This window comes from Photobacterium sp. BZF1, assembly GCF_014349205.1.
Taxonomy (GTDB): domain Bacteria; phylum Pseudomonadota; class Gammaproteobacteria; order Enterobacterales; family Vibrionaceae; genus Photobacterium.
In genome coordinates, this window is sequence record NZ_JACSOF010000108.1 from 1 (window position 1) to 22,924 (window position 22,924).

Genomic DNA, 22,924 nt, shown 5'->3' on the forward strand with positions numbered 1-22,924 from the left:
AGAAATATTAAATGTTGTTCAAATACTTACCTGTCTGAGTATTTAGCAAGTTGTAAGTCAATAAGCTCTTTTGTAAATTCATTAAAAGAGTTCAATAACGACAAATCAACCTTGAAATTAGCTTCTAGTTTTCCATCCAAATTGTTAAACCATACTGTGCTCTTATTACTATTTCCTCCAGTAAATGCGTTAATTGGATTGTCGAGCCAATATTTTAACCATTCTTTTGAGTCAGGCTTAAGAGATTGATTTTTTTTAGATAGATCGGAGTTCTGCAGTTGCGGATATCTAGATAGAACCTGCCAACTTTTTGTTGCTAATGCTTCAACAGATGGAGGTGAATTAAAACCATCAAGTTCGAGATATGCCTCCAATAAAACGGCTTTAAAGCATTTTGTCATGCTCATTTTTTGAATCGCCTCTAAAAAGAAATCTCTATGATTACTAACAAGTAACTTCAAGTCAGAATCATCGGTCATACTCGCAATGAGCTCTAACCAACTACCATGTTGCTTATTAACCTTTTTAAAGTCATACCCTGCACGATAAAATTCGACTGCTCTTGGTCTATGTCCAAGGTGGTTTGTGAGGTTTTCAAAATCTTCTTCAGCAGAGTAACGTAGTTTTTTAGTTATTTCTTTCCAAAAATCTATTACTTGGAGATCAATATTAAGAAAACAGCCATTCCCTAGATGTGGACTAGCAATCGAGCTTCCATCAAACTTTGTACTTTCTGAGACATCCTTAATACCAAGAACATCCCACTTATTTAAAAAAGAACGGTGGTTACCAATGAAATCTAATACAACAAGGTGTGTTTTTTCGCTGTGTCTACGAAGACCTCGACCAAGTTGTTGAATAAAAATAATATTTGACTCAGTTGGTCGAAGCATCAACACAGTATCGATCGATGGTAAATCAGTTCCTTCATTAAATAGGTCAACAGAGAACAGAATTTGAACATCTCCAGCATCTAATAAGTTCAAGGCCTCATTTCGACGAACAGGTGAATCACTATGAACAGATAGAGCACTATAACCTTTGTATTTATAAATTTGGTTAAATTGCTCAGCCATAAAATCGGCGTGCTTTTTTGATATGCAAAAGGCTAGGGTCCTAGACTGCTGTCTGTTTTCCCAGTGCTTAAATATATGTTTAGCTCTACCAGTAGTAGCAAATTGTGCGTCTAATTCAGTTGGATCAAACTTACCATTCCTCCATGGAATTTCTTGATAATCTACGGACTCATCCCATACTCCATAGTAGTGAAATGGTACTAAAATTTCTTCGTTAATGCCATGAACTAAATTTCGCTCGAATACCAAATTATCATGGCAAAGAGATAAGATATTAGCTTGGTCAGTTCGTTCAGGAGTTGCAGTTAAACCAAGTAAGAATTTAGGTTCAAAATGGTTGAGTATTTTCAGGTAAGTATTTGCACTTGCATGATGAAATTCGTCAACCACAATATAGTCAAAGTAGTTTGATTTGAAATTATTGAGATGTTCTTCACGACCTAACGTTTGAACTGATGCAAAAAGCATATCTTTGTTTAGCTCTTTAGCTTTACCGTGGTAATATCCAGCTGATTTTTCGGGCCACAATTTAGCAAAAGTTGCTAGCGCTTGTGTTAATATTTCTTCTCTATGAGCAACAAAAAGTACACGCTTTGCATCAATTTGCTTTGCGTCAAATGCTGACAACCAGGTTTTACCCATTCCTGTTCCCATAACGACTAAGCCACGAATGTTACCTGATAATCGGGATAAATTTAGTGCATCAAGAGCCTCGATTTGGGCTGAGTTTGGAACATATGCTTCTTCATCAAGAAAACTAGAATCACCAACCACAGATAGTGTAGGAGGTGTTCGACGTTTAATATAATTGTCTATCCACAAATCTGTAATAGGTTTGGATGATGAATGGTTGAAGATATTATTAAACTGGTTGCGAATATTGTAAAACTGATTTGCCTGAGGGGAGTCATCGGGTGAGATATAGTCAAGGCGTAGACACCATTCATGCGCATCTGTTAGTGCGCTTTTACTTATATTATTTGAACCTATAAATGCAGTGCCATTGAAAAATGAATGAGAATCATCTGTACGAACAAAAATGTATGATTTTAGATGAAAGCTACGGTTATTCGATTCAAAAATTTTAACTTCTATTTCTTCATCATTAGTTAGTTCAACAAGGGAACGTAATGCTATAGGATGAGTAATATGAAGATAGTCAGAAGTTAATATCCTTAGCTTAAAAGGACGTTTGTGACATGCTTTTTGTTCAATAGCCTCATGGATACTAGGTAGCAGTAAATCAAGGCCTGAAGGTTGAATAAAGGAAACTGCAATTTCAACTTCAGTTGCATGATTGATAGCGTGTATTAACTGAGGTAAGAGAGGATCATCTCCACCGGTTGTTAATAGGTTATTGTGAAGAGTAAGTGATTGATTTGGCATTTGCTAATTCCTATTTTAGGCCTTTACCAAAATAGCATTTAGCCATTTCTCATTAACTCGACCAGGCCTTAAGTCTCTTGTTTGCCACACTTCATTAACACTCAGGTCTGTGTTTGCTAAAACTTCGGCAAGTTTGTCTTCAGTTAGGTCAGTAAATGTTCGACCATCTCTTTCAACTTCTTTGATCCCATATTTAAAAGAGCAATAAAAAACACCACTATTTCGAAGTAGGTTGCCAAGGTGATTGAATGTATTTGGAAGGTTTTGTTTAGAGACGTGAAGAAGTGAAGCACAAGCCCATATTCCATCGTATAAAGAGTCATTGTTGTACTGTAAAAAAGTACTGTTTATAACATTCAAAGATGAGTGAATACTTGCTAGCTTTACTAGCTCAGTACTTGAGTCAAACGCATCAACAAAATGACCATTTTGAGTAAAATAAAGACTATCGCGCCCAGAACCACAACCTGCATCAAGAATTTTTGACTGTTCAGGAAGTAAAGTTTCAAACTTTTTGTATATGGAAGACATGTCCACATTCACTGTTCCAGCAAAAAAGCTATTTGCATTTAGATCATAATAATTCACTTAATCATCACTCAAGGTATATTATTCAACATATCATTATACCACTAGAGACTGCTAATGACTTCTGAATATGAATTATTAGAGGAAATAAAGAATTGCTGGAGATGTGTGCGTAGCAAAGTGGTAGCAGGTGTTATGAGCTGGCAATAGTCGTATTGTGGGGAGAGGTGCTCATTTACGCAGCTCATCTGGGTAGTAATATAGTTTTCAGAACATCAAAATGATGAGCGTTTTACCAGCTGATTAAATTGTTGTGAATCCATATCCTACTCACTATTACTCTGATATTTCGATTAATTTTAGTGCATCTTTGCCAACACCACGCTTACCGGGATGACGTTTGCCATCGGCTCGTGTTGTCATGAGTTGTACAAAGTGACTTTTTTTAGGGCCGACACTAATGTGTAAAGGCCTTGAGCTTCCGTAAAAGTACAGCCTATCAAACTCTAAGTTCTCAATGATATAGCGTGCAATGACCTGCATCTGGTTTTCAAAACCGTCGATATAAGTATCACAGGCAGCACCGTCTCTTTTGCAAATTCGGGTACCTTTTGTGTTCACTTCATGAGCGGCATGTTGATCGAGGTCAGGGGCAATATGTGCAGGGGACTCCTTCAAAACCTTCCTTATTAGCTCATGCGAAGTGAAGCCGTAAGTTATGGTGATATTGCCGAACTCCTTTGCTATTGGCGCTAGGAGCTTACTCTCCAATTGCTTGAGCCAAGTAAGAGAATCTTCTGATGCCGGTCTATTACTGGTTTTTAGCTGCCAACCAGGGTGTCGATGGGAATACCAGTTGATGAGCTGATGCTGTATGTCCGTAGAGGGCATAAATCTACCAATTTATATGTTTCCATTTATCATATGGCTCAATGATGGGTGAAGCAAACCTAGCCATATTTACGGGTGCGAATGTTTTGACCGGTAAAGAATAGGCCGCCAACTTGGGCGGCCTGTTTCGTTAGATCATGTCACTGAAGAACCCAATATCGGGGTGGTCCAGTGTGCCGATGACCAGACCGCGATCGAGGAATAGGTTGCGGTATTCGCAGGACGTTTCCGATACGAGCGAGCAGGCGTGGCATGCTGCAAGGTTGAGGGCATCATTGCCTTGTCCTTCGCTCTCAATGCAGAGCGGGTCGGATGAGCACCAGGAGGCATCGCCGAGGGCGCCGGTCAATGTGTTGGCAAAGTTATTTGGCAGGCCCTGCCTGACAAGCCCACCAAGTGTTCCGTCAGAGGCGGGTGATGCTGTCGAGATCAGTACCCCGCAGTAGTCATCGGAGAAATAGAGCCTCTCCTTTAGCGATGCGCTAGAGTAGCCACACTCCAATGAGAGCTGCCTTATAAGCAGGTGGGATAGGGTGTGGAGAAGTATGAACCTCGGTGTGATCTCCAGCGCCTCTCCGCTCTCGACATTCGATTGGGCCGAATCGAGGTAGTTGTCGTTGAGTGTTGCTGCGCGCGCCATAACTTCCGGTCTGACTTCCCATTTTTGCAGCCGCTCTTGGTCCAGTTCGATATATATCCCTTCGCCGCGGTTTTCTATAGCCGGCAGCCAGCTCTTCTTCGAGGTTGAGATCGGTGCGCATCGCATCGAATATTTGTTGGCGGTCATCGGGCTTTCGAGGCGGGTGAACCCCCGGAAGGCGACGACCTCCCGCAACCTGTGAACAAGCGAGATCCCCTGGAAATAGTTGGATAGTCTACGGTCGCATTCATCAAGGGTATCACGTTGCTGAACTTCTACCTCGAAATCATCCAGGCCTGCTGACTCTTCGTTCTCGGGGTAATCAGCGATAAGGGCTTCCCGCTCGTCGCGCTTTCGTTCCTGTTCGGTTCTGGCTGCGGTGTGCTGACCGCAGAGTGTATCGATGGCCTTCTCGAGTTGTTTTTTGTCGAAAGCGACAAATTCAGGGAAGGGGAGCAGCATGTCTGCAAGTTCTGAGGGGGACTGGGCGCCGTTCTCAACAAGCGTCAGGAATTTTTTGAATTCCGTCCTTTTCAGCATTTGCAACAGGTGACTGGAGTTCGGTGGTATTGATATTGTCGACGCGGTGACAGGAAAGTATACGTTAGATGCCCCCCTCAGCAGTGCGCGCATCGAATGGCTACATTCGTTGCTGCTGTTCAGCCAAGGTTGGTTCCCCTTGCACCTGATACCTTTGAGGGCTTCAGAACTCAGTGCACCGCGAAGTGATTTGGATGCGCCGCAATCACAGATAACACGCAGGCCGTCGAGGCCCGTTTTTTCACTCGAACCCTTCAATTTAAGCCGTGGGGCCTGGCAGATACCGCTTTCACTGTCTTTGTGCGCCCAGTAGCTCCATGGGAAGTCATCGATATGGTATTCGGATTGGTGCCCGTGGCCATGGTTTTCCTCATAACATACAGCCAGCAAACGGGTAGGGATGCCCCAGCCGTCACAGTTGTTGCTGGCACAGGTTGGGATGCCGTCCTGCTGCTCGTCGAATTGCTGACCAACATAACCGAGCCTGTGGCAATGGCTGCACTCCAGCCATTGCGGGAAGCGCTTGGCCGGCAGGGACAGCTTGCTGTCTTCCGTCGGGGGAGACTTAAGAGCCTCTATCTCCAGCATCTGGCAGAGATCGGGTTCGGCAACATCGAAAAGCTTGTCTTCAGGCCACATATCGAGTCCGTTGACGATTGCCGACGCGGTTCTTGTCCGCTTGCCTTTCTGGGATCTGACTTCCAGCAGCGATCCAACACTGAAGGTGGTCACGCTCTGGCTCTGGTTGACGGTGGTGGAGGGAAGTGCCCTACGTACCTGTTGGGTTCTTTTTCGTCTGAATGTGGCCATTGTCTAGTCTCGGATATACATACTAATTTTTACTGGGCTCTCCACATCACGCACGGAGCCCTGCATTTGCCATTGGTGCGCTTCGGGGCTTGGCCTTCTGAGCAGGAAGGGAACATTGCTCTTTTTGTCTTCCTTCCAACAGAGCGCACTGCCTCTTTTAGCAAGGGCCAGCCAGTCAGCGAGGATATCCTCGAGGTGATCCTCGGTATCACAGAGTTCGTCCTGCTCGGTTGCCGAAACACGGCGCCTGATAACTTTCATCAGCTCCCTGACTTTCGTCCTGATGGGCTGTTCGGTGATACGGACGGCGCTCTCGTTGGGCAGGAGCTCGGGGATGGTGAGCCTTGCCATGGCGATCAGTACGGCATGCAGCGCACGGTCCCTGGCACGCGAGGCGAACGGTGTCACACTGCTGTTTTCGACGTGACGGTAAAAGCTGCGGTGGTAGCTCTGGAATCGTTCGTAATGTGAGCGGTCCCTCGGGCGGGTCCAATTGTATAGGGTGAAGACGATACCCGAGCTGCCGGCGTCTCGTCCGACACGGCTTGAGGCCTGGATATACTCGGACGTATTCTTGGGCTGACCGTTGACGATCATCATGCCCAGCCTCGAGACATCTACGCCCACCGATATCATATTGGTGGCGAGTACGGCATCAATCGGTTCACGTGTGCTGTCCGCGTCCGCTGGCCAGCTTTCCTGCAGGTCGCTCAATATTTCAGGGATTTCGGCAGGGGTGAGCTTGCTGGTCAATTCCGTAAAGCGGGAGATGGTCCTGCGGCCTACACCAGGGTCGACCTTGATAGCCTCGAGGTACCTGGGAACGTCATCCTCAAGCAGCAGCAAGGTACCACCGAGCTCCCTGAGGCTGTTGAAGTACATAACCAGGGTGTGGAACCTATCCCTGGTGTCCGCCCCTGTGTATTCGGCAGCCTGCAGGCAGTTGGCTGACAGCCTGGCAAGGGTATGTTTCGGCGAGCGGCCCTGGGCGTGGATCCCAACGTATAGCCGGCCGGGGTTGTCCTTGTCACTTTGGTAGAAAAACGAATCGTCGGCATCGAGGCATGGTGAAGGGAACTGCATCGAGCGTCTATTGAACAGCTTGCGGATCTGCTGTTCAGCCCTCCTGATGGTTGCAGTCGAGCCGATAATTTTGACCGGATTGCCATTGTTGCTGGCTATCTCGTCGATGGCTGTCTCGTACAGCGCAGTCACTGTTCCGAGTGCATCACTGATAAGGTGAAGCTCATCCTGGATGATCAGCTGGAGGGGAAGGGCTCCGGTATTCCTGCCGAGCAATTTTGCCATCTTTGGTGTAAACGGCATGTTGGCGAACTTATCGACGGTACCGATCAGGAAAGTTGGCGGACTGTCATAGATTTGTTCGTCGACGAACAGCACGGGGAGCGGGTTATGCTCTGTCCCGTGGCGGCAGGCTTCGGAAGGGCACCAGGTGATCAAGCTCTTGTCGATGATCTTTTGGTGCGAGATATCGAGTTTCGTTCCGCAAACCGGGCAGTCCTGGATTGGCAGTGTTGTGACCTGCTGGTCATCCCCGATACTCGAGAGTAAATCCTTGGCCTTCTGCAGCTGGTTGGGTGTTGCATTACCGCCGACGAAAAGGCCGATATCGAAATCCTTGTATTTTGAAAGTTTTCTGACGGAGGCCTTGACCAAGTTGGCTGCACATATCATCAGCGCGGCACGTTCGAACTGCTGGATAGTGAGCAGCCTGAGGGTGTAGCGGGTGATGACTGCAGTACCGGCAGCCTGTGTTGGACTTGCTGCAGTCAGGTATCTGTTGAACATCAGTACCGCCGTCAGGCCAAGATAGGCCTCGGTCTTTCCGCCGCCGGTCGGGAACCAGATAAGTTCCATGATATCCCTGTCGGGATGGGACGGGTCAACCGATGAGGGAAGTGCTAGCAGGATAAAGGCTAGCTGGAACGGCCGCCACCTTGGGGCGAAGTTGAAAGCGTTGCCTTTTTTCAGGGTCCCCAGCTCAATATTTTTCAGTATGGCTCTGTTGGCAAGCTGGAATGCCTGCATCAACGCAGGGGTTTCCCTGAGCAGGGTAATACCTTCGATCATGCGCCGGCTCTGTTTCCTGCAGTTCTCGAGGTTAATCTCGGCGGCATGGCGGATTTTATCCTGTCTTTTCCGATCGAATCGCTCGACGATCGCTTCTACCCTTTTTTCTTGTTTTTCTATCCAGTCGCAGTACGCGGCGGGGAGGATTTCTAGTTCGGCCAAGACGCTCTCTGGGTCTTCCGTTCCAAGATAGACCATGTCGAGGGCTGATGTACTCTTGAGTTCGTCAATATCGGGGGAGGCCTTCATGACTTCTTGGACGGGTAGCCAGCTGGTGCCGATTTCCTCTGGGATATCGCCCTTCCAGCTGACTGCACAGCCATGTCCCGATGCATAGTGGACGTTGTCCCTGTATATCAACTCGTGTTGCCAGTACTCATCGTCCTTGCCGAGATGGCTTAGGACCGGCGCAGCGGTGAAGCTCCCCGATTTTATAGCCAGATAGGCCTGGTAGAGCACACCTTCACCGTACAGTGATGTTTTCTTTTTCGCATTCACCAAGGTGGCCGTTACCGAAAGGCAATCGCCGATCCGCTTGGTTTTTAGGCATACCAAGACGCCGTCCTGGTCAATAACCTGCTGGTTGGTGTTCGGTTCAAGCGAAGAAGGAGATATCGTTAGCTCCGCCTCCCTCGGGACACGCTTCCAGCTGATTTTTTCCTCGCCCTTGTGTTCATGGTAGGTTGCCCAGCGGGCGGTGACGGTTATAGGGGCCGCATCTGAGGATACATAGCAGGTGAAACCTATGGCACTTTGCTGTGCGGCATTGGCGAGATCCATGAAGCTCTCCAACGTTTCACCGTCCTGGTGCAGCTCGTCGAGTGTTTCCTCTGGGTCCAGCTGGCTGCCGGCAGGCCAAATCATGGCTGTGTGATAAAGGTCCCACGGGGCTACGGCAATTTCCTCGTTTTCGACGAAAGGGCCGACCATCTGCCGTGTGACTTCTTTGAGGACGCTGTTGCGTGCTTCTTCGTGATTGTTTTTATACATATTTAAATTTCCATAGGCCCGTGAACACGGGCAGGGCAATCATACATGTCGGTCCGAGCAGCCGTTCTGTCCTGTAGTCCTCGGCCGTGTAGATAAAGGTACTGAACCCCGAGGGTCTGATCCCCTCAATCAGCAGGGGATCGTTTTCCTTTTGATTGAGCTTCTCAAGTCTCGGCAGCCTGTAAAGCTTGAGCTCCCTGCCGCTGTAGAGCCTTGCGATCAGATGAACCCTGTCTCCGTCAGAAGCTATCCGGTAGCTGGCCTCTTCCTTTGCCAGGTAGCTAAGGTCTTCGTCGGTAAGGCTGGTTTCGTCTGCTAAAATAGAGGGCTGGCAAATGTCGTTCAGCCCCTCGAGGTAGAGGCAATCACGATATTTGTATATCCCGCCCCTCCCACGCCTGAGGGTCTGAAGGCTGTCTGGGGCCAATAGCTCGAAATGGTGCTGGGCCCTTGTGACTGCGACATAGAATGCATAGAGGTCGTCGCTGCCATGCTTTAGGGGCTTGTTCCCATCGCAAAGCAGAATGACGTTACGGTATTGGAGCCCTTTGGCTTTGTGCACGGTACTGACGACGACGGCCGTGTCGCTGGGGCTGTCCGGTAATCCTCCACTGTTCTCTAGCTTGTCGACCAACAGCCTGACATTGATAGCCTTGCCGTCGTTTACTCCCATCTTGCTGAGGTACGAAAGTTCGTCTTCGCCATCGTTTGCTAGGTGTTTGCTGCACTTTTCCCTGAACAGGGATACCGACATGGTGTCGTCTTCCCAACCTGTGAAGGTATCGAATAGCCACCTCGGGGCAGCATGCTTCTCGGCACCCGTGTTTACATGGCAATCGATACCTGCTTCGCGAAGCCGGTCGGCTATCAGGTGGGTATCGATGTTGCGTGGGCATAGGATTGCAGTACCGCTACCCAAGGGACCCAATCTCTGCTTCGTTATAGCGAACTTCGAGGGGCGGATGTTTTCACTATCGTGATCAAGCAGCTCGCTTCGCAGTCGGGAAACTCTTTCTTTCTGCTCGGATGTCTTGAACCTGTAGCTCTTCTCCAGCCCGAGTTCTACAAGGTTTTTCCCTGCAAGTGCCTTGAAGCTGCGTACGAATGTCGCGTTGTCGGTATCTGCTTTGTTCTTGATCTGGAAATTCATGATCTGCTGGCAGGGATCACCCAGCAGATAGGCGCCCCCTTTTCGGCTCAGTGCCTGCTTGGCCAGTTCGAGTACGAGATCGGCCCTGCATCCAACCAGGTCCTGGTATTCGTCGACGTACAGCCAGCGTAACGATGAGAGGACTCCTTCATCTGAAGCCTCTCCAGTTATCAGAAGACTTTTAAGCTTGGTTATGTTTCCATCGAAGTTACCGTTGGGCGAAGCCCCCAAACGATCCAGGGTCCGGTAAGCCAATGAGTCGAACGTCATGACCCTGACGTAATACAGTTTGCTGTTCCCCGTATTTTGAGCATGTTGATGAAGCCTCTGTTTTATCTCGTTCACGGCATTTCTGGTGAAGCTAAGCACGAGGATCTGTTTTGCATCGTAGGGAGTAGCGAGGGCTTCAACATGGGCTGCCAGCCTTTCGACAATACTATGGGTTTTGCCACAGCCCGGAGGGGCATCGAGAATAGCCGATGAGGTTATCGGAACACTGAAAAAATCCTCTTGGGTGGCTGCCGTTGGCCCCCCTGAAAGGCTGGTATTGTTTTGCTGCAGTGCCTTTCGGACAAATTCTTTTAGCTTTGCAGTATCTTTTGCGGCGACGGGACCAAAGGTGTAATCGCCCTTGGCCAGCAGGTCATTTACTGTAGCCCTGAGTGGGAGGTAGGGATCTGCTTTTGCCAATATTTCCGTGAGCGCTTCGGGGAAGGCAAGCTCTGTCAATAATGAATCACCGGTCAGGTTGGATTGATTATTTTCTGGCTGTATTGCTTTCTTTGCTGCTTCGGTTGTAGCTTTCGTATTTTGTACATCTTTGATTGTGCCGGAAACACCTTGGCCTGATATAAATTGGCAGCAGAATAGCCTTAATTCGTGAAGCTGCTTTGGACTGAGGTTCAGAGAGTCGTGAGCGCGAAGCGATTTGAGCTGGTTGACCTTAATCCCCGAGTCATGCTTCAAGATGGCATCTTTTATCAGGCTGAGTTTGCCCCGAACTGGAATATCCTTAAGCAAAGGAGATACGATATCTCCATCCGAGACTGAGGGCTTGGATGCTGCTTTGACCGTAGTGGCTTGAGGCGCTGGCGAGTAATGAATTAGCTCGCGGCAAAATTTTTGCAGCGCATTGAAATCATCCGGTTTTATCTCCAGCCTTTTGTTTTTTAGATATTTTAGGTCTCTGAGTGTGATGTTCGGCCTGATACGGAGAATTTTGGAACGGGCATCTTCTATGTCCTTGGGAACAACGGTTGCTGCAAGCAAAGTTGCGTAAGTTACAGCTTGGTTGGATTTGGAAGGGTTACTAGCCTGGCCTTTACCATTGGGCTTGTTGGGAGAAGTTGCTTGCGAGCTAATAGCTGGACGTTTGCTTGCCCTTTGGCAATACTCCTTCAGCTCGGTTAGAGACGAATAAGACATTTTTACCCAGCAACCGGATGCTCTCAGTTCTGTCGATTTGAGCTTGTGCAATTCGCCGAGGGTTATATTTTGCTTGAAATTGACAATTGCCGCTTTTGTCAAAGCAAGGTTTTTGGGGACTTCAAGCTGCCTCAGGTAGCTATCGGCTGTAGTCGCTGCAATGGCCTTTGGAGCTGATCCAGATCTGCTTTGGGGCTGAGGGCTCCTGGCCGGCGACGTTGGTTTGTTAGATAATATCGCCTTCGTGGGCTGCTCGGGTTTGTTATTGTCAGCTTTTTGAACGTGCTCGGCTGAGCGGCGGATCGCTTTCTGGCAGAACTCCCTCAGGGAGGCGAGCAAGGTATAAGACAGTGGCCCCCAGTATCCCGACCTCTTGAGCGTTGAGGATCTCAGTTTGTTGAGCCCACCGATTGTAATGTCGCTCTGGAATGTTAGTACGGCAATCTTAGCTTTCAACAGATCAGAGGGTACATCCAGTTCTTTCAGTAACGACGCTTTCGTAACCGTTGAACCAAGCTCTTTGTTCGTTAACGCTGTGCTTTTTTGGGCGGGTAGCTCAACTGTTGCCACGTTATCGTTCGAGGATGTTAAATTGCTGGCTGTTTTGGCAACAGTCGTTTTCTTGACAATGGCCTTTGGGGCTTTGTTGGTCTTGATTTTGGGAGGAATACTTCCGTCGGTCTTAACTGTTTTCGCCGATGAGCGACGGATTTCCTTGTGGCAGAAATCCCTAAGGGAGGAAAGCAAAGTATATGATAACTTACCCCAGCATCCCGAACTCTTGAGAGTAGATGATTTCAGCTTGTCGAGTTCACCAAGTGTGATGTCGCTTTTGAATGATAATATGGCCGCCTTAGCCCCTGCGAGTTCTGAAGGTACCTTCAATTCTTCAAGTAAAGGTGTTTTCGCAAGCGTTGAACTAGGCTCTTTGACCGGTACCGCTTGGGGGGGGCTTGTATTTACTGGTAACTCAACAGCAGCACCGTTTTCTGTTGAAGGTATTAACTTTACAGCTACCTTGGCAATCATGGCTTTCTCGCTCTCATCCAAGTGCCGGTAGAATTCTGATTTGAGCCGAGACAGTTTGTACTCGTGAATATGCGCTGTTCTTGCCACAATTTTTCGAAGGTTCACAGGAACTTGGACAAGTGAGAAGCTCCCATTGGTGTTGAACATTTCAAGGGCAGGCTTTTTTATAGCGGACTTTTGTTCGGCTTTAGTGGAAGAATTGCTATTTGACTTACTAGCTTCGGTATGCTTTGGCTTGCTCTGTTTAGCTACGATCTGTTTAGGTACGATGTCTCGCTTTATTGCTTCGATAGTAGCCTCAACCTCCAACCTGAAGCTGGGGGCACTTTGGTTCCTTTTTCGGAACATCAGCTCGGCATAGAGTTGTTCGAGAACTGGCAGGTCGCTGCCATGGTTGTGGTATAGCTCGTGTAGTTTATCCAACGAATGATTGATGTAGGGCCTACTTGCCATTTTACTTTCGTATTTCCTAAGTTTCGCCGCATTAACTTGTTGGGTTGGGAACCTATACAGTGAACAGTGCGATGCTCTTCTAAGACTATTGGGTTTGCTTTGGGGCTAAGTTCATCAACCGGGCACTAGCTCGAAACCGTGACAAAGAGAGTCCATTCACTCCTGTACCCGGTGCATACTGTTAGCAGGTGGCAATATATTGCTTGATTGTTGAACCTAACATGAACAAAATCGTCAAAATAATGACGTGACACCTAGTTCATATCATATGTTAATTGCAAAGCAATATTACTATCGTGATCTTTAGAGCAAAATTGAAGGTCATTTGATGACATTTCAACGTATAGTGTTTACGAGGCTCGTCAATCCCGCGGTCAAAATGACAATGATGAGCTGTTGATTTTAATTGGTATTTATAAAAGCCATGCTGTCGCTTCAAGCGTTGCAGTCTATGTCAAAGGAGCTGGAAGTAAAGAAAGTCAGACACCTGTTTAGTTTCTTTCAAATTAGCTTATCGACATTCTTTTCTGATTTTTACAATCAAGCCGTGAAGATTTTTGATGTAGATAGCTTCCTGCATGTATAGAGCCTCCAAAACCTTTCGACCTCTAAAAGACTCCCTGGGAACCCCCATTGCACCCCAATATTTAGTGTCCATATCAATTTGGAAATGCCCTGCTGTAGCAAATAGTACAAAAATCCGTCATTTTGCTGTATTTGAATTGTTTATCGATAGCTGTTACCCTGCACCCACATTAAAAAATGTTTAGTGGTCTAAATTAAAATTTTTATCGCTAACGAAAATTGATGCTTTGTATGGACAAAAAAGCATCGAGGACACAACGTTAAAGTGACTTTATGGATAGTGTACTAAAGAAATACAGTATAGAGACGACCGACTATCAGGTTGGTCAGGACAACATTCAAAAATGGGGTTTTGACATTCATAACCCTGTCTTCGGCACCAGTGCAGGACTGATTATCTTGTTCCTCGGTGCGCTTATCTTCATCGACCCCGAAACAGCCAAAGAAGCGCTAAACAGCGTTAAAAACGGCATCCTCAATGATTTCGATGCGTTCTTCATGTGGCTGACTAACTTTTTTGTCGTTTTCACTCTGGGGTTAATGCTCTCGCCGTTGGGCAAAATTCGAATCGGTGGTAAAGATGCCAAGCCAGAACACTCTCGAGTTTCATGGCTCGCAATGCTGTTTGCAGCTGGCATGGGTATTGGTTTGCTGTTCTGGGGGGTAGCTGAGCCTACTGCCTACTTCACCAACTGGTTTGGTACGCCGCTCGATGTGGCGCCAAATACTGAAGAAGCCAAAGCGTTGGCAATGGGTGCGACCATTTTCCACTGGGGTATTCATGGTTGGGCGATTTACGCCATTGTCGGTTTGTCTTTGGCATTCTTTGCGTTCAACAAGGGCCTGCCGCTGTCTATTCGTTCTGTGTTCTACCCGGTATTCGGTGATAGGGCATGGGGCTGGTTGGGCCATGTTATCGATATCCTCGCGGTATTGGCGACACTGTTTGGTCTGGCAACCTCGCTTGGCCTTGGTGCCCAGCAGGCAACCAGTGGTATCAATCATGTGTTCGGCACCGATGGCGGTATCGGTATGCAGATGGGCGTGATTGCCTTTGTAACGGCGATTGCGATCTTCTCAGTCATCCGTGGTATCGACGGTGGTGTCAAACTGCTTAGTAACATCAACATGATGTTTGCGTTTGTGCTGCTGGTATTTGTCGCTTTCGTTGGTTTCGATGTAGTGACAGTTGCGCTGCCAGAAACCATCATGGCTTACTTTGGTAACATTGTTGAACTAAGTAACCCGCATGGCCGTGATGACACAACCTGGATGCACGGCTGGACTGTGTTCTACTGGGCATGGTGGATTTCATGGTCGCCATTTGTCGGTATGTTTATCGCCCGTGTTTCTAATGGCCGTACCGTGCGTGAGTTCCTGTTCGCGGTGATCTTCGTACCAACACTGATGACGATTATTTGGATGTCGATTTTCGGTGGTATCGCTATCGATCAGGTGGTTAACAAAGTCGGTGAGTTGGGTGCCAATGGCCTGAATGATATCTCGCTAACCCTGTTCCATGTTTATGATGCAATTCCGTTCAGCTCGGTGCTTTCTGTTCTGTCGATTGCCTTGGTACTGATTTTCTTCATTACTTCGTCGGACTCAGGTTCGCTGGTCATCGACAGCATTACTGCAGGCGGTAAGGTAGATGCACCGGTTCCTCAACGTATTTTCTGGGCAACAGTAGAAGGTTCTATCGCTGCTGTGATGTTGTGGATAGGTGGCTCGGAAGCTCTGCAGGCATTCCAGTCAGGGGTAGTAGCTACCGCGTTGCCATTTAGCTTTGTCTTGCTGCTAATGTGCGTAAGTTTGGTGAAAGGACTGAGAACCGAGCGTAACGCCTACTAGTAATTAGTAATAGGTTTTGACGTAAGCGGCCTCAAACTATGTTTGGGGCCGCTTTTTATATATCGGTTATAATTTTCCCCGAGCCCCGAGTCCGCACATTGAAACCTCAAAGGGCTTTGTTAAAATAGTCACATAGCATTGCTTGAATATTTCATCTATGAAGAAGTTTGAATTCGTCGTCCAAGATATCCTCAGCAAAATTTACCAAGGGGTGATCACCGATAAACTGCCTGCAGAGCGTGAGTTAGCAGAAAGCTATGCGGTGTCCCGGTTCACTGTCCGCAAGGCGCTGAATAAGCTTGAGGCTATTGGTGCGGTATTTGTTCGCCAGGGGGCAGGGCATTTTGTCAAAGATGCCAACCGTAATAACCCGCTGGTTTATAACTCGATTACCGAAAACAGCTTCGAGGAGATGTCGTACAAAAAGGTCAGCCTCAATAAGAAGATCACCGACTCACACGACAAGAATTCATTTTTGAGTGATGAAAATGATTATATCTGGGCTATCAAACGCCTACGCTTGGTCAATGGGAAAATTGTACAGTTGGAAAGTACCAAGTTGCCGGTAAAACTCTTTCCAAAGATGAATGACGATATAATCGAGAGCTCGCTGCAAAACCATACTTTGGACCTTGGCCTGCAAATCGATAGATATTTAACCAGCTATAAAGCGATCAATATTTCAAAAGAAGAAGCGGAATTGCTGGGCTGTAAGAAGGGCCTCGCGGCAATGAAAATAACCAATCGGGGATTTCTGACTACCGGCGAAGTATTTATTGTCAGTGAGGTCATCGATATTGATTACCAATGTACCTATGTGATCCCGTTTAATAGCGAAAATATTAAGTTCAGGGGAAAAAAAGAATAGCTGGTTATTTCACGAAGAAATAACGCAGCTATTTAAACAGATAGGTTCTGGGTACTGGGTACTGGGTTCTGGGGCCTAGGTTTTACAATTTTAGCCCCGAGCCCGTTTATGGCGTATGGATTGTACCGTCAGGTAGGCGGCTTTGGGTCCACTCATGCGGGCGGTAAGTCACCGGGAAATCTCGCGCTGCTGCAACATCCATTTCTACACCGATACCGATTTCTTCTGATGCGTACAGGTAACCGTTGCGTGGTTCTTGGGCATTAGGGAAAACACGTTGGGTATTTTCTTTGTATTCCACATGCTCCTGAATTGCAGCGTTGTGCAGGTGAACGTTCATATGGGTGTTTACTGCTGCACCGATCGGCGTCATATCTGGTGGACAGTGCCATGCCAGACGAACGCCGAATGTCTGGCAAAGGTGCGCCAGTTTAAGGGCAGGGGTGATACCACCGATCTGTGAAACATGGCAGCGTATAAAATCAATCCGGCGGTTGATGATCAGCTGTTTCCACTCTTCAGGGTTGTTGAATAGCTCACCTAGGCCAAGCGATACCGAAGTCTGGCTACGGATGTTATCAAGCCATTCGGTCTGGTTTGGCGGTAGGATATCTTCGATAAAGTAAGGCTTGTATTGCTCAACTTCTTTAGCGAACTGGATAGCCTGGTTCGGGAACAAACGTTCGTGAACGTCGTGGAGAATATGGAATTGGTTACCGTATTTCTCACGGAGTTTCTTGAACATGGTCAGGGTGTTTTCGGTGTACTGGTCCTGATCATAGTAAGAGCCTTCGGTTGGATTTTCCGTGGCGTGAAGGTTCTCTGGCACTCCGCCATAGAAACCCAGTTGGCAACGGATGTGCTTGTATCCTTGCTCTAGGAAGCCATCAACAAGCTCATAGATCCCTTCCATTGTGTCGCTGGTCGCGTGGGTATAAACAGGGATAGCATCACGGGATTTACCACCGAACAGTTGGTGAAGAGGCATTTCGGCCAGCTTGGCTTTGATATCCCACAGTGCCATATCCACACCGGATACCGCATTGTTGATTACAGGGCCGTTACGCCAGTAGGCATTGACCATCATCATCTGCCATAGGTCTTCAATGTTGTTCGCATCTTTACCGACCAGCAGTGGTTTGAGGTATTCATCCACCATGGTTTTGACAGCTAGCGGACGCTGTTGGAAAGTGGCACAACCATAACCTGTAACGTCTTGATCAGTATGGACGATAACAGTAATTAAATTATGACGATCAGGTTTAGTAATAATGCATTCAACATCTGTGATTAATGTTCTTTTCACAATGAATTTCTCATCTGAGCCGGAATCTATTTTTATATATACCAATTGGAAAACGGCTATTTCAACCCCTATTTTTTTAATAAATTTAATTGGTACGGTAACTTAGCAAAACCGGACCAAAAAACAGACCAATCGCAGAAAATTAATTGTTTTAGCGCTAAATGTCCTAATTTTCGTGATTTAACTCTCAGTTTCGTCCGTTGGATTTTCGATTTGGTTCTATATCATTTGCTACATCAAATGGAACTTCCGGTGTTGAACAGGGTTAAAAATGTGCAAGTTGATGCACTGTCTCAGGGCCAGGAGGAAAAGAAAATAAATTCATACGGCGTGATTTTGAAAAGTGAGTTTTAAACTCAAATTAAATGAAATCATGAGTGATTTATTTATAAGACATATCTTAAGTGTGATTATCTTTGTTTTACAAAAGATGGCTATTCCACTAGATTTCTTTTCTTAAAGAGAGTTATTTAAATATGCAAATTAGTGAGTCGATGGGTGGTTTTGGAAAAAAAGCATCTGCATCATCCAAACAAGATGCAATGGCTGAAAAACTATCGCTAATGATTGATGCATTGGGTGGCATCAGCAACATTACCGATGCTACGCACTGTATGACACGACTTAGGCTGAAAATTGCCGACCAGTCGAAGGCTTCGGAAGAGACGTTGAAATCCATCAAAGGGGTTCAGGGTGTCGTTTTTGCAGAAGGCCAAATTCAAATCATCATTGGTGTAGAAGTCGAGAAGTGGCATAAAGCACTGCAAGCCATTATGGCGGGTAGTGGTGCTGCCGTGAGCGATGACGACAAGCCAAAAGCGAAAGATGACGGCAAACTGTTCCAGAACGTCATGCGTGTCGTAGCGGGTATCTTTGGCCCGGTTGTACCGGCCATCGCCGGTGCGGGTATGCTGATGGGCCTGCTCTCTGGCCTTATTGCTACCAATGTGATTTCTGAAACATCGGATACGGTTTACTTCTTCCGCTCAATTTCGGTCGCTGTTTTCTTCTTCTTACCTATGCTGGTGTCCTTCTCGGCAGCGAAGATGTTCCGCGTGAATGAGTATATCGCGTTGGCTGTTGCTGCAGCGATGCTCTCGCCACAGCTTGCAGATAAGGCCGCTGCACTAAAGGCTGCTAGCGATGCTGCAGAGTTGACTGTGTTGGGTGTGGTGCCAATCGAGCTGATGAACTACGGCGGTGCTATCGTTCCGGCTATCCTGGCTGTTTGGTTGCTTTCAAAAGTTACCCCGCTAGTGGACAGCATTGTTCCGACTGTTGCCAAGCCGGTATTTACTCCTCTACTTGCTTTTGCTGTTACTGCGACAGCGACGCTAGCAGCGGTTGGCCCACTGGGTATGTGGCTAAGTAATGGTGCAGGTTGGGTAGTAAGTTCACTACTTGAGATTTCACCAACGCTAACAGGTTTCATCTTTGGCCTGACGCGTCCGATTACTATCGTGTTCGGTATCCACCACAGCATGACGCCTATCAGCCTGAATAACTTCGCCCTATATGGCAAGGATCTGCTGATGCCAATCATGTGCTTGGGTAACCTTGCAATTGCCGGTGCAACCCTTGCTGTCTGGTACAAGCAGCGCAAGAGCGTATCGAAAGAGCAATCATCAATTACTGCGGGTTCTGGTGTAACAGCAATCCTAGGTATTACTGAGCCAGCACTATTCGGTGTTCTAACCAAGTACACTAAAGCAATGTTTACTGCGAGCTTGGCAGCAGGTGTGTTCGGAGCAATCTCTGTAACGCTTGATACGCACCTAACTAGCTACATTCTGTCATCTGTATTCAGCCTGCCAGCTTACCTGTCTGCTGGTACACAGAACTTCATCCAGGCTGTAATGGGTGTGTGTGGCGTGTTTGCTCTGTCATTCGTCCTAACCATGCTGTTTGTTAAGCTGGACGAAGAATAAGGCTGGAGAAGCAAGGTTTATAGCCTGAAAAGTCAGCCTTTAAAAAGATAAAGTCTCAACAAGCGTTAAAACCGCAGCTAGCAATGGCTGCGGTTTTTTGCATTTGGAAAATTGTAAATCCTTTTTTCCCTGTATTGCTCCTGTCAAACAGCTCTGTAAATATGGCTAGAGGACCAAGGACCAAGGACCAAGGACCAAGGACCAAGGACCAAGGACCAAGGACCAAGGACCAAAACCAAACATGGAAGGGAGTTGTCATGTATAAAAAGAAAGGATGCAAGAATTCTAGAGCCTTTGAAACAGGCAAGGGTATCGCTTTGGGAGCGGTATTGGCTTCAACGCTAATGCTATCGCCAGTTGCATTGGCAAATGATTATGCACAAGCGTGCGGCATCGATAGTTTAGGTGATGAACCATCGAGCAAACTGGTCATCGGTCAGAAGGAAACATTCTACTCTTCGGCGGCCAACCTCAATTTCCGCTCTCGGATTGATACCGGTGCAACCCGCACCTCGATTCATGCGACCAATATTGAAATAGAGGACTTCTCGCCGGATGCAGAAGAAAACGTTGGCAAGATAGTGAATTTCATAACGGCGAACGAGTTGGGGGAGACGGTACACATGCGTGAGAAAATCACCCATGTGCGCCAGATACATAACTCACTTGGCTCAGAGATGCGTTACAGTATCCAGTTGGATTTGTCCTTGGATGACCGTGCCTACAGTGTCGAAGTAAACCTCAAAGATAGGAGCTTGATGTCCGATAAGCTACTTATTGGCCGCAACCTGCTGTCATGTAACTATGTCGTAGATGTGTCAAAAGCCTCTGTATATGGCGTGTAGATAACTACTGGTTGACCCAACACTTTTAACTTGAGAACCACCGACGCTTTCATTATCCAAATGGAAGCGTTTCATTTCTAATGATTTCCCTTATTCTGTTGTAATGACAAGTAACTATCTGATCGCTATAGTAATGCACAAAATCGCTTCATTGATGTAAATGATTTACTGTAGGTTGGATAGGTATGAAAGAAAAAATAATAACCATTGAGAGTCAATCTATCCGGGTGGGTATAGCCGCTAATTTGGTGATGGCACTGAGTGGTTGGGGCGTGTATTACTTATCGGGCTCGCAGGCACTTTTGCTTGATGGCAATATGTCATTCATCTTGTTCCTTTCATCCATTGTCGCTTTGAAAATCGCCACTATAAAGGCAGTACGTTCAGAGACCTTCCCATTTGGATTATTCGTAACCGAAGCCTTGTACTCATTGGTAAAAGGTTTACTGCTCCTTGGCGTGATTATCTCGGCGTTTACCTCCAATGGCGGCAAGATACTGCAGTATTTGGCTGGCGAGCCCATTGCCATGATCAAAACTGGCCCGATTGTCTATTATGCGGTTGCTATGGTAGCGATTTGTTGGGGCTTGTCGGCTTTCTACTATATCCAGAACAAAAAGCTGCAGGGTAATAGTTCGATGCTTGCCGTTGATCAGAAAGCCTCTTTGATTGATGGCGTTCTGTCGGCTTCGACCGGTGCGGTATTGGTCATGATTGGTTATGTAGAGCAGGGCTCTGCTTGGGACTTCTTGTTATACATAGGAGATGCCTTGTTGGTGGTGGTGCTGGCTATATCCATGCTTGGCCAACCAGTCCGAATCATCAAAGAAGCTTTTGTCGAATTGGCGGGTGGCAAACTGCAGAACGATCAACAGCATCAGGAAATTGCCCAAAAGGTGAGTCTCGCCCTTGGCGAGAAAGGGCTTGAAGCAAAAACATTGAATATAAGCAAGACGGGAAGTAGTTATCTGGTGATAGTCGGCTTGTCATTGGCGTCATTGAATAATGAGCAAAGTAGTCAAGTCATGGGAGTGAAGAGTTCGCTTCAGGATGCACTCGCCGATGATCTTACCTTCGTTGATGTCGAGATGGTGTTGGTTTAATTCAAACTAAAAAGCACAGAGATAAAGGTGAGGTACTCCCTTATTCTGTGCTTTAGTTTTAACAGCCTAAATTTCGACGAATTAGCCGTCTAGGCCCATGAGCTCAGTGACATCTGAACCGGCTTGAATCAGCTTACGTTCTTGGTTCAGTTTGAACCAGTGAAGTGGTTTGCCGTTAGCAGCTTCATAAGTCATGGTATCGCCAGATACCGCAAGCCAAGAACCTTCAGGAATACCAATCACAGACTGGTGAGGATTCACCACGAGGAACTCTTCAATACGTTCGTCGCGGGTTTCACCCATATGGCCTTCAATTGTCGCATCAATGTAGTGAGCATTGATTTGGAACGGGACAAAGCTAAGGGAAGGGGTAATAGCCGCAGAGACAATACACATATCATTGGTTGTTCGGATTGTCGGGGCACTGATCACGGCACCAGCACTCCAGCCGACATAAGGTACACCTCGCTGGGTTACTGCCTGCTGGATAGGGCCAATTAAGCCAAGATCATGCAATGTCTTATTCAATACCCAAGTATTACCACCACTACAGACGATAGCGTCTGCTTGGCGTACGGCCTCTACAGGGTCTTCAGCGCGGTGAATGCCTGTAACATTCACATCGAGGTGGCTAAGTGACTCTGCGACCATGGCGGTACGATCGTCGTGGCTGCTGCGAATAACTGCGTAAGGAATCACAAGTACGTTTTTAACTTGTTTGCGGGTGAAGACGTCTGTAATCGCAGGTAAGGCAAACTCCATCACCTTGGTGTTGCCAGCAATTTTGCCGTTACTAAGTAGTAAGAGATCCATCATATATTCTCTTGATTTGGGTAAAAGAGCTTAAGCATATATGAATCTCATTATCAGTAAGGTGAAGGGGAGCACAAAACTGTCCCTCCATCCTCACTTATTAGTGAACTAATCTAGGTGCTTGATCATAAGTCGCTTCGAGTTGAAGTTGAGCAGTTTCAAGCCCTACGAGCAACTCGCTGACTTGATGGGTTTTACCATGGGCGACAGCCTCTCGGATTTGTTTGTGGTATCCACGAACACGTTGAATACATTGCTGACGCTGAAAAATGCTGCGTAAACCTTCTGCCTGATCCATACACTCACCTCATTATTTTGCTTTGTTTGAAACTCTTTGCTAATGCCAAGAGCTAGGGGCTGTAAATATTTAACCAGCAAAAGAGCGTTCGTTTTTCAGGGTATTGTCAATTCACTATCAATTTATTTTTAAATTATATTTTTTATAATCAGGAATCATGATTAATATTTAGACAAACTTCAGGTTAAATTCAGGATGTCAATCATTCCAAGAATGGAAAGTTAGATTGCACTATGTAAGTGCGGGCGATCTAACACTGCGGTTTAACCGAGTTGTTCCAACTGTGTTAAATCATAAAATTTTCATCAAATATTAATC

General features: G+C 46.7%; 14 protein-coding genes. 5 read left to right on the plus strand and 9 right to left on the minus strand.

The genetic code is table 11. The features are described from left to right. Positions 1–26: 26 nt before the first annotated feature. From BIZ37_RS20965 to BIZ37_RS20990, 6 genes are all read right to left on the minus strand, one after another. Positions 27–2,462, minus strand: coding sequence for a DEAD/DEAH box helicase family protein (locus tag BIZ37_RS20965; protein WP_187463156.1), 2,436 nt, complete (start codon positions 2,460–2,462; stop codon positions 27–29). 15 nt (positions 2,463–2,477) lie between these two features. Then, positions 2,478–2,993: a bifunctional 2-polyprenyl-6-hydroxyphenol methylase/3-demethylubiquinol 3-O-methyltransferase UbiG gene (locus BIZ37_RS20970; RefSeq protein ID WP_187463168.1), complete on the minus strand. Its 516-nt coding sequence runs from the start codon at positions 2,991–2,993 to the stop codon at positions 2,478–2,480. A gap of 333 nt (positions 2,994–3,326) precedes the next feature. Continuing rightward, positions 3,327–3,881, minus strand: a complete 555-nt coding sequence (locus BIZ37_RS20975) for a hypothetical protein (RefSeq protein ID WP_187463157.1) — start codon at positions 3,879–3,881, stop codon at positions 3,327–3,329. Positions 3,882–4,011: 130 nt separating this feature from the next. Continuing rightward, positions 4,012–5,871: a DUF1998 domain-containing protein gene (drmB, locus tag BIZ37_RS20980; RefSeq protein ID WP_187463158.1), complete on the minus strand. Its 1,860-nt coding sequence runs from the start codon at positions 5,869–5,871 to the stop codon at positions 4,012–4,014. Between the two features lie 3 nt (positions 5,872–5,874). Then, positions 5,875–8,952: a helicase-related protein gene (locus BIZ37_RS20985; protein WP_187463159.1), complete on the minus strand. Its 3,078-nt coding sequence runs from the start codon at positions 8,950–8,952 to the stop codon at positions 5,875–5,877. Beyond that, positions 8,945–13,009: a UvrD-helicase domain-containing protein gene (locus BIZ37_RS20990; RefSeq protein ID WP_187463160.1), complete on the minus strand. Its 4,065-nt coding sequence runs from the start codon at positions 13,007–13,009 to the stop codon at positions 8,945–8,947. The genes BIZ37_RS20985 and BIZ37_RS20990 overlap by 8 nt, the downstream gene beginning before the upstream one ends. 858 nt (positions 13,010–13,867) lie before the next feature. Between BIZ37_RS20990 and BIZ37_RS20995 the strand changes: the two genes are divergently transcribed. Together BIZ37_RS20995 and BIZ37_RS21000 are read left to right on the plus strand one after the other, a co-directional pair. Beyond that, positions 13,868–15,445 carry a BCCT family transporter gene (locus BIZ37_RS20995; protein ID WP_187463161.1) on the plus strand — a complete coding sequence of 526 codons (1,578 nt, stop codon included), beginning with the start codon at positions 13,868–13,870 and terminating at the stop codon, positions 15,443–15,445. A 157-nt stretch (positions 15,446–15,602) separates the two neighbouring features. Further along, complete coding sequence (locus tag BIZ37_RS21000) at positions 15,603–16,313, plus strand: GntR family transcriptional regulator (RefSeq protein WP_187463162.1); 711 nt, start codon at positions 15,603–15,605, stop codon at positions 16,311–16,313. A gap of 106 nt (positions 16,314–16,419) precedes the next feature. On the opposite strand, the gene BIZ37_RS21005 is transcribed toward BIZ37_RS21000, so the two are convergent. After that, positions 16,420–17,619 (minus strand): enolase C-terminal domain-like protein, encoded by a 1,200-nt coding sequence (locus BIZ37_RS21005; protein ID WP_187463163.1) that lies wholly within the window; start codon positions 17,617–17,619, stop codon positions 16,420–16,422. A gap of 542 nt (positions 17,620–18,161) precedes the next feature. Here BIZ37_RS21005 and BIZ37_RS21010 point away from each other — a divergent pair. The 3 genes from BIZ37_RS21010 to BIZ37_RS21020 all read left to right on the plus strand — a co-directional run bounded on the left by BIZ37_RS21010 (position 18,162) and on the right by BIZ37_RS21020 (position 21,495). Then, a complete protein-coding gene (locus BIZ37_RS21010) occupies positions 18,162–19,547 on the plus strand; it encodes a PTS transporter subunit EIIC (RefSeq protein ID WP_370577413.1) in 1,386 nt (461 codons plus the stop codon). Positions 19,548–19,804: 257 nt separating this feature from the next. After that, positions 19,805–20,392 (plus strand): RimK/LysX family protein, encoded by a 588-nt coding sequence (locus BIZ37_RS21015; protein ID WP_187463165.1) that lies wholly within the window; start codon positions 19,805–19,807, stop codon positions 20,390–20,392. Positions 20,393–20,577: 185 nt separating this feature from the next. Beyond that, on the plus strand, positions 20,578–21,495 hold the full coding sequence (locus BIZ37_RS21020; RefSeq protein ID WP_187463166.1) for a cation transporter: 918 nt from the start codon (positions 20,578–20,580) through the stop codon (positions 21,493–21,495). A gap of 81 nt (positions 21,496–21,576) precedes the next feature. Here BIZ37_RS21020 and pepE read toward each other — a convergent pair whose 3' ends face one another. Both pepE and BIZ37_RS21030 read right to left on the minus strand, forming a co-directional pair. Further along, the gene (gene pepE / locus BIZ37_RS21025) at positions 21,577–22,308 is read right to left on the minus strand and encodes a dipeptidase PepE (RefSeq protein ID WP_187463169.1); all 732 of its coding nucleotides are present in this window, start codon (positions 22,306–22,308) and stop codon (positions 21,577–21,579) included. Positions 22,309–22,408: 100 nt separating this feature from the next. Beyond that, complete coding sequence (locus tag BIZ37_RS21030) at positions 22,409–22,606, minus strand: hypothetical protein (RefSeq protein ID WP_187463167.1); 198 nt, start codon at positions 22,604–22,606, stop codon at positions 22,409–22,411. Between the last annotated feature and the right edge of the window lie 318 nt (positions 22,607–22,924).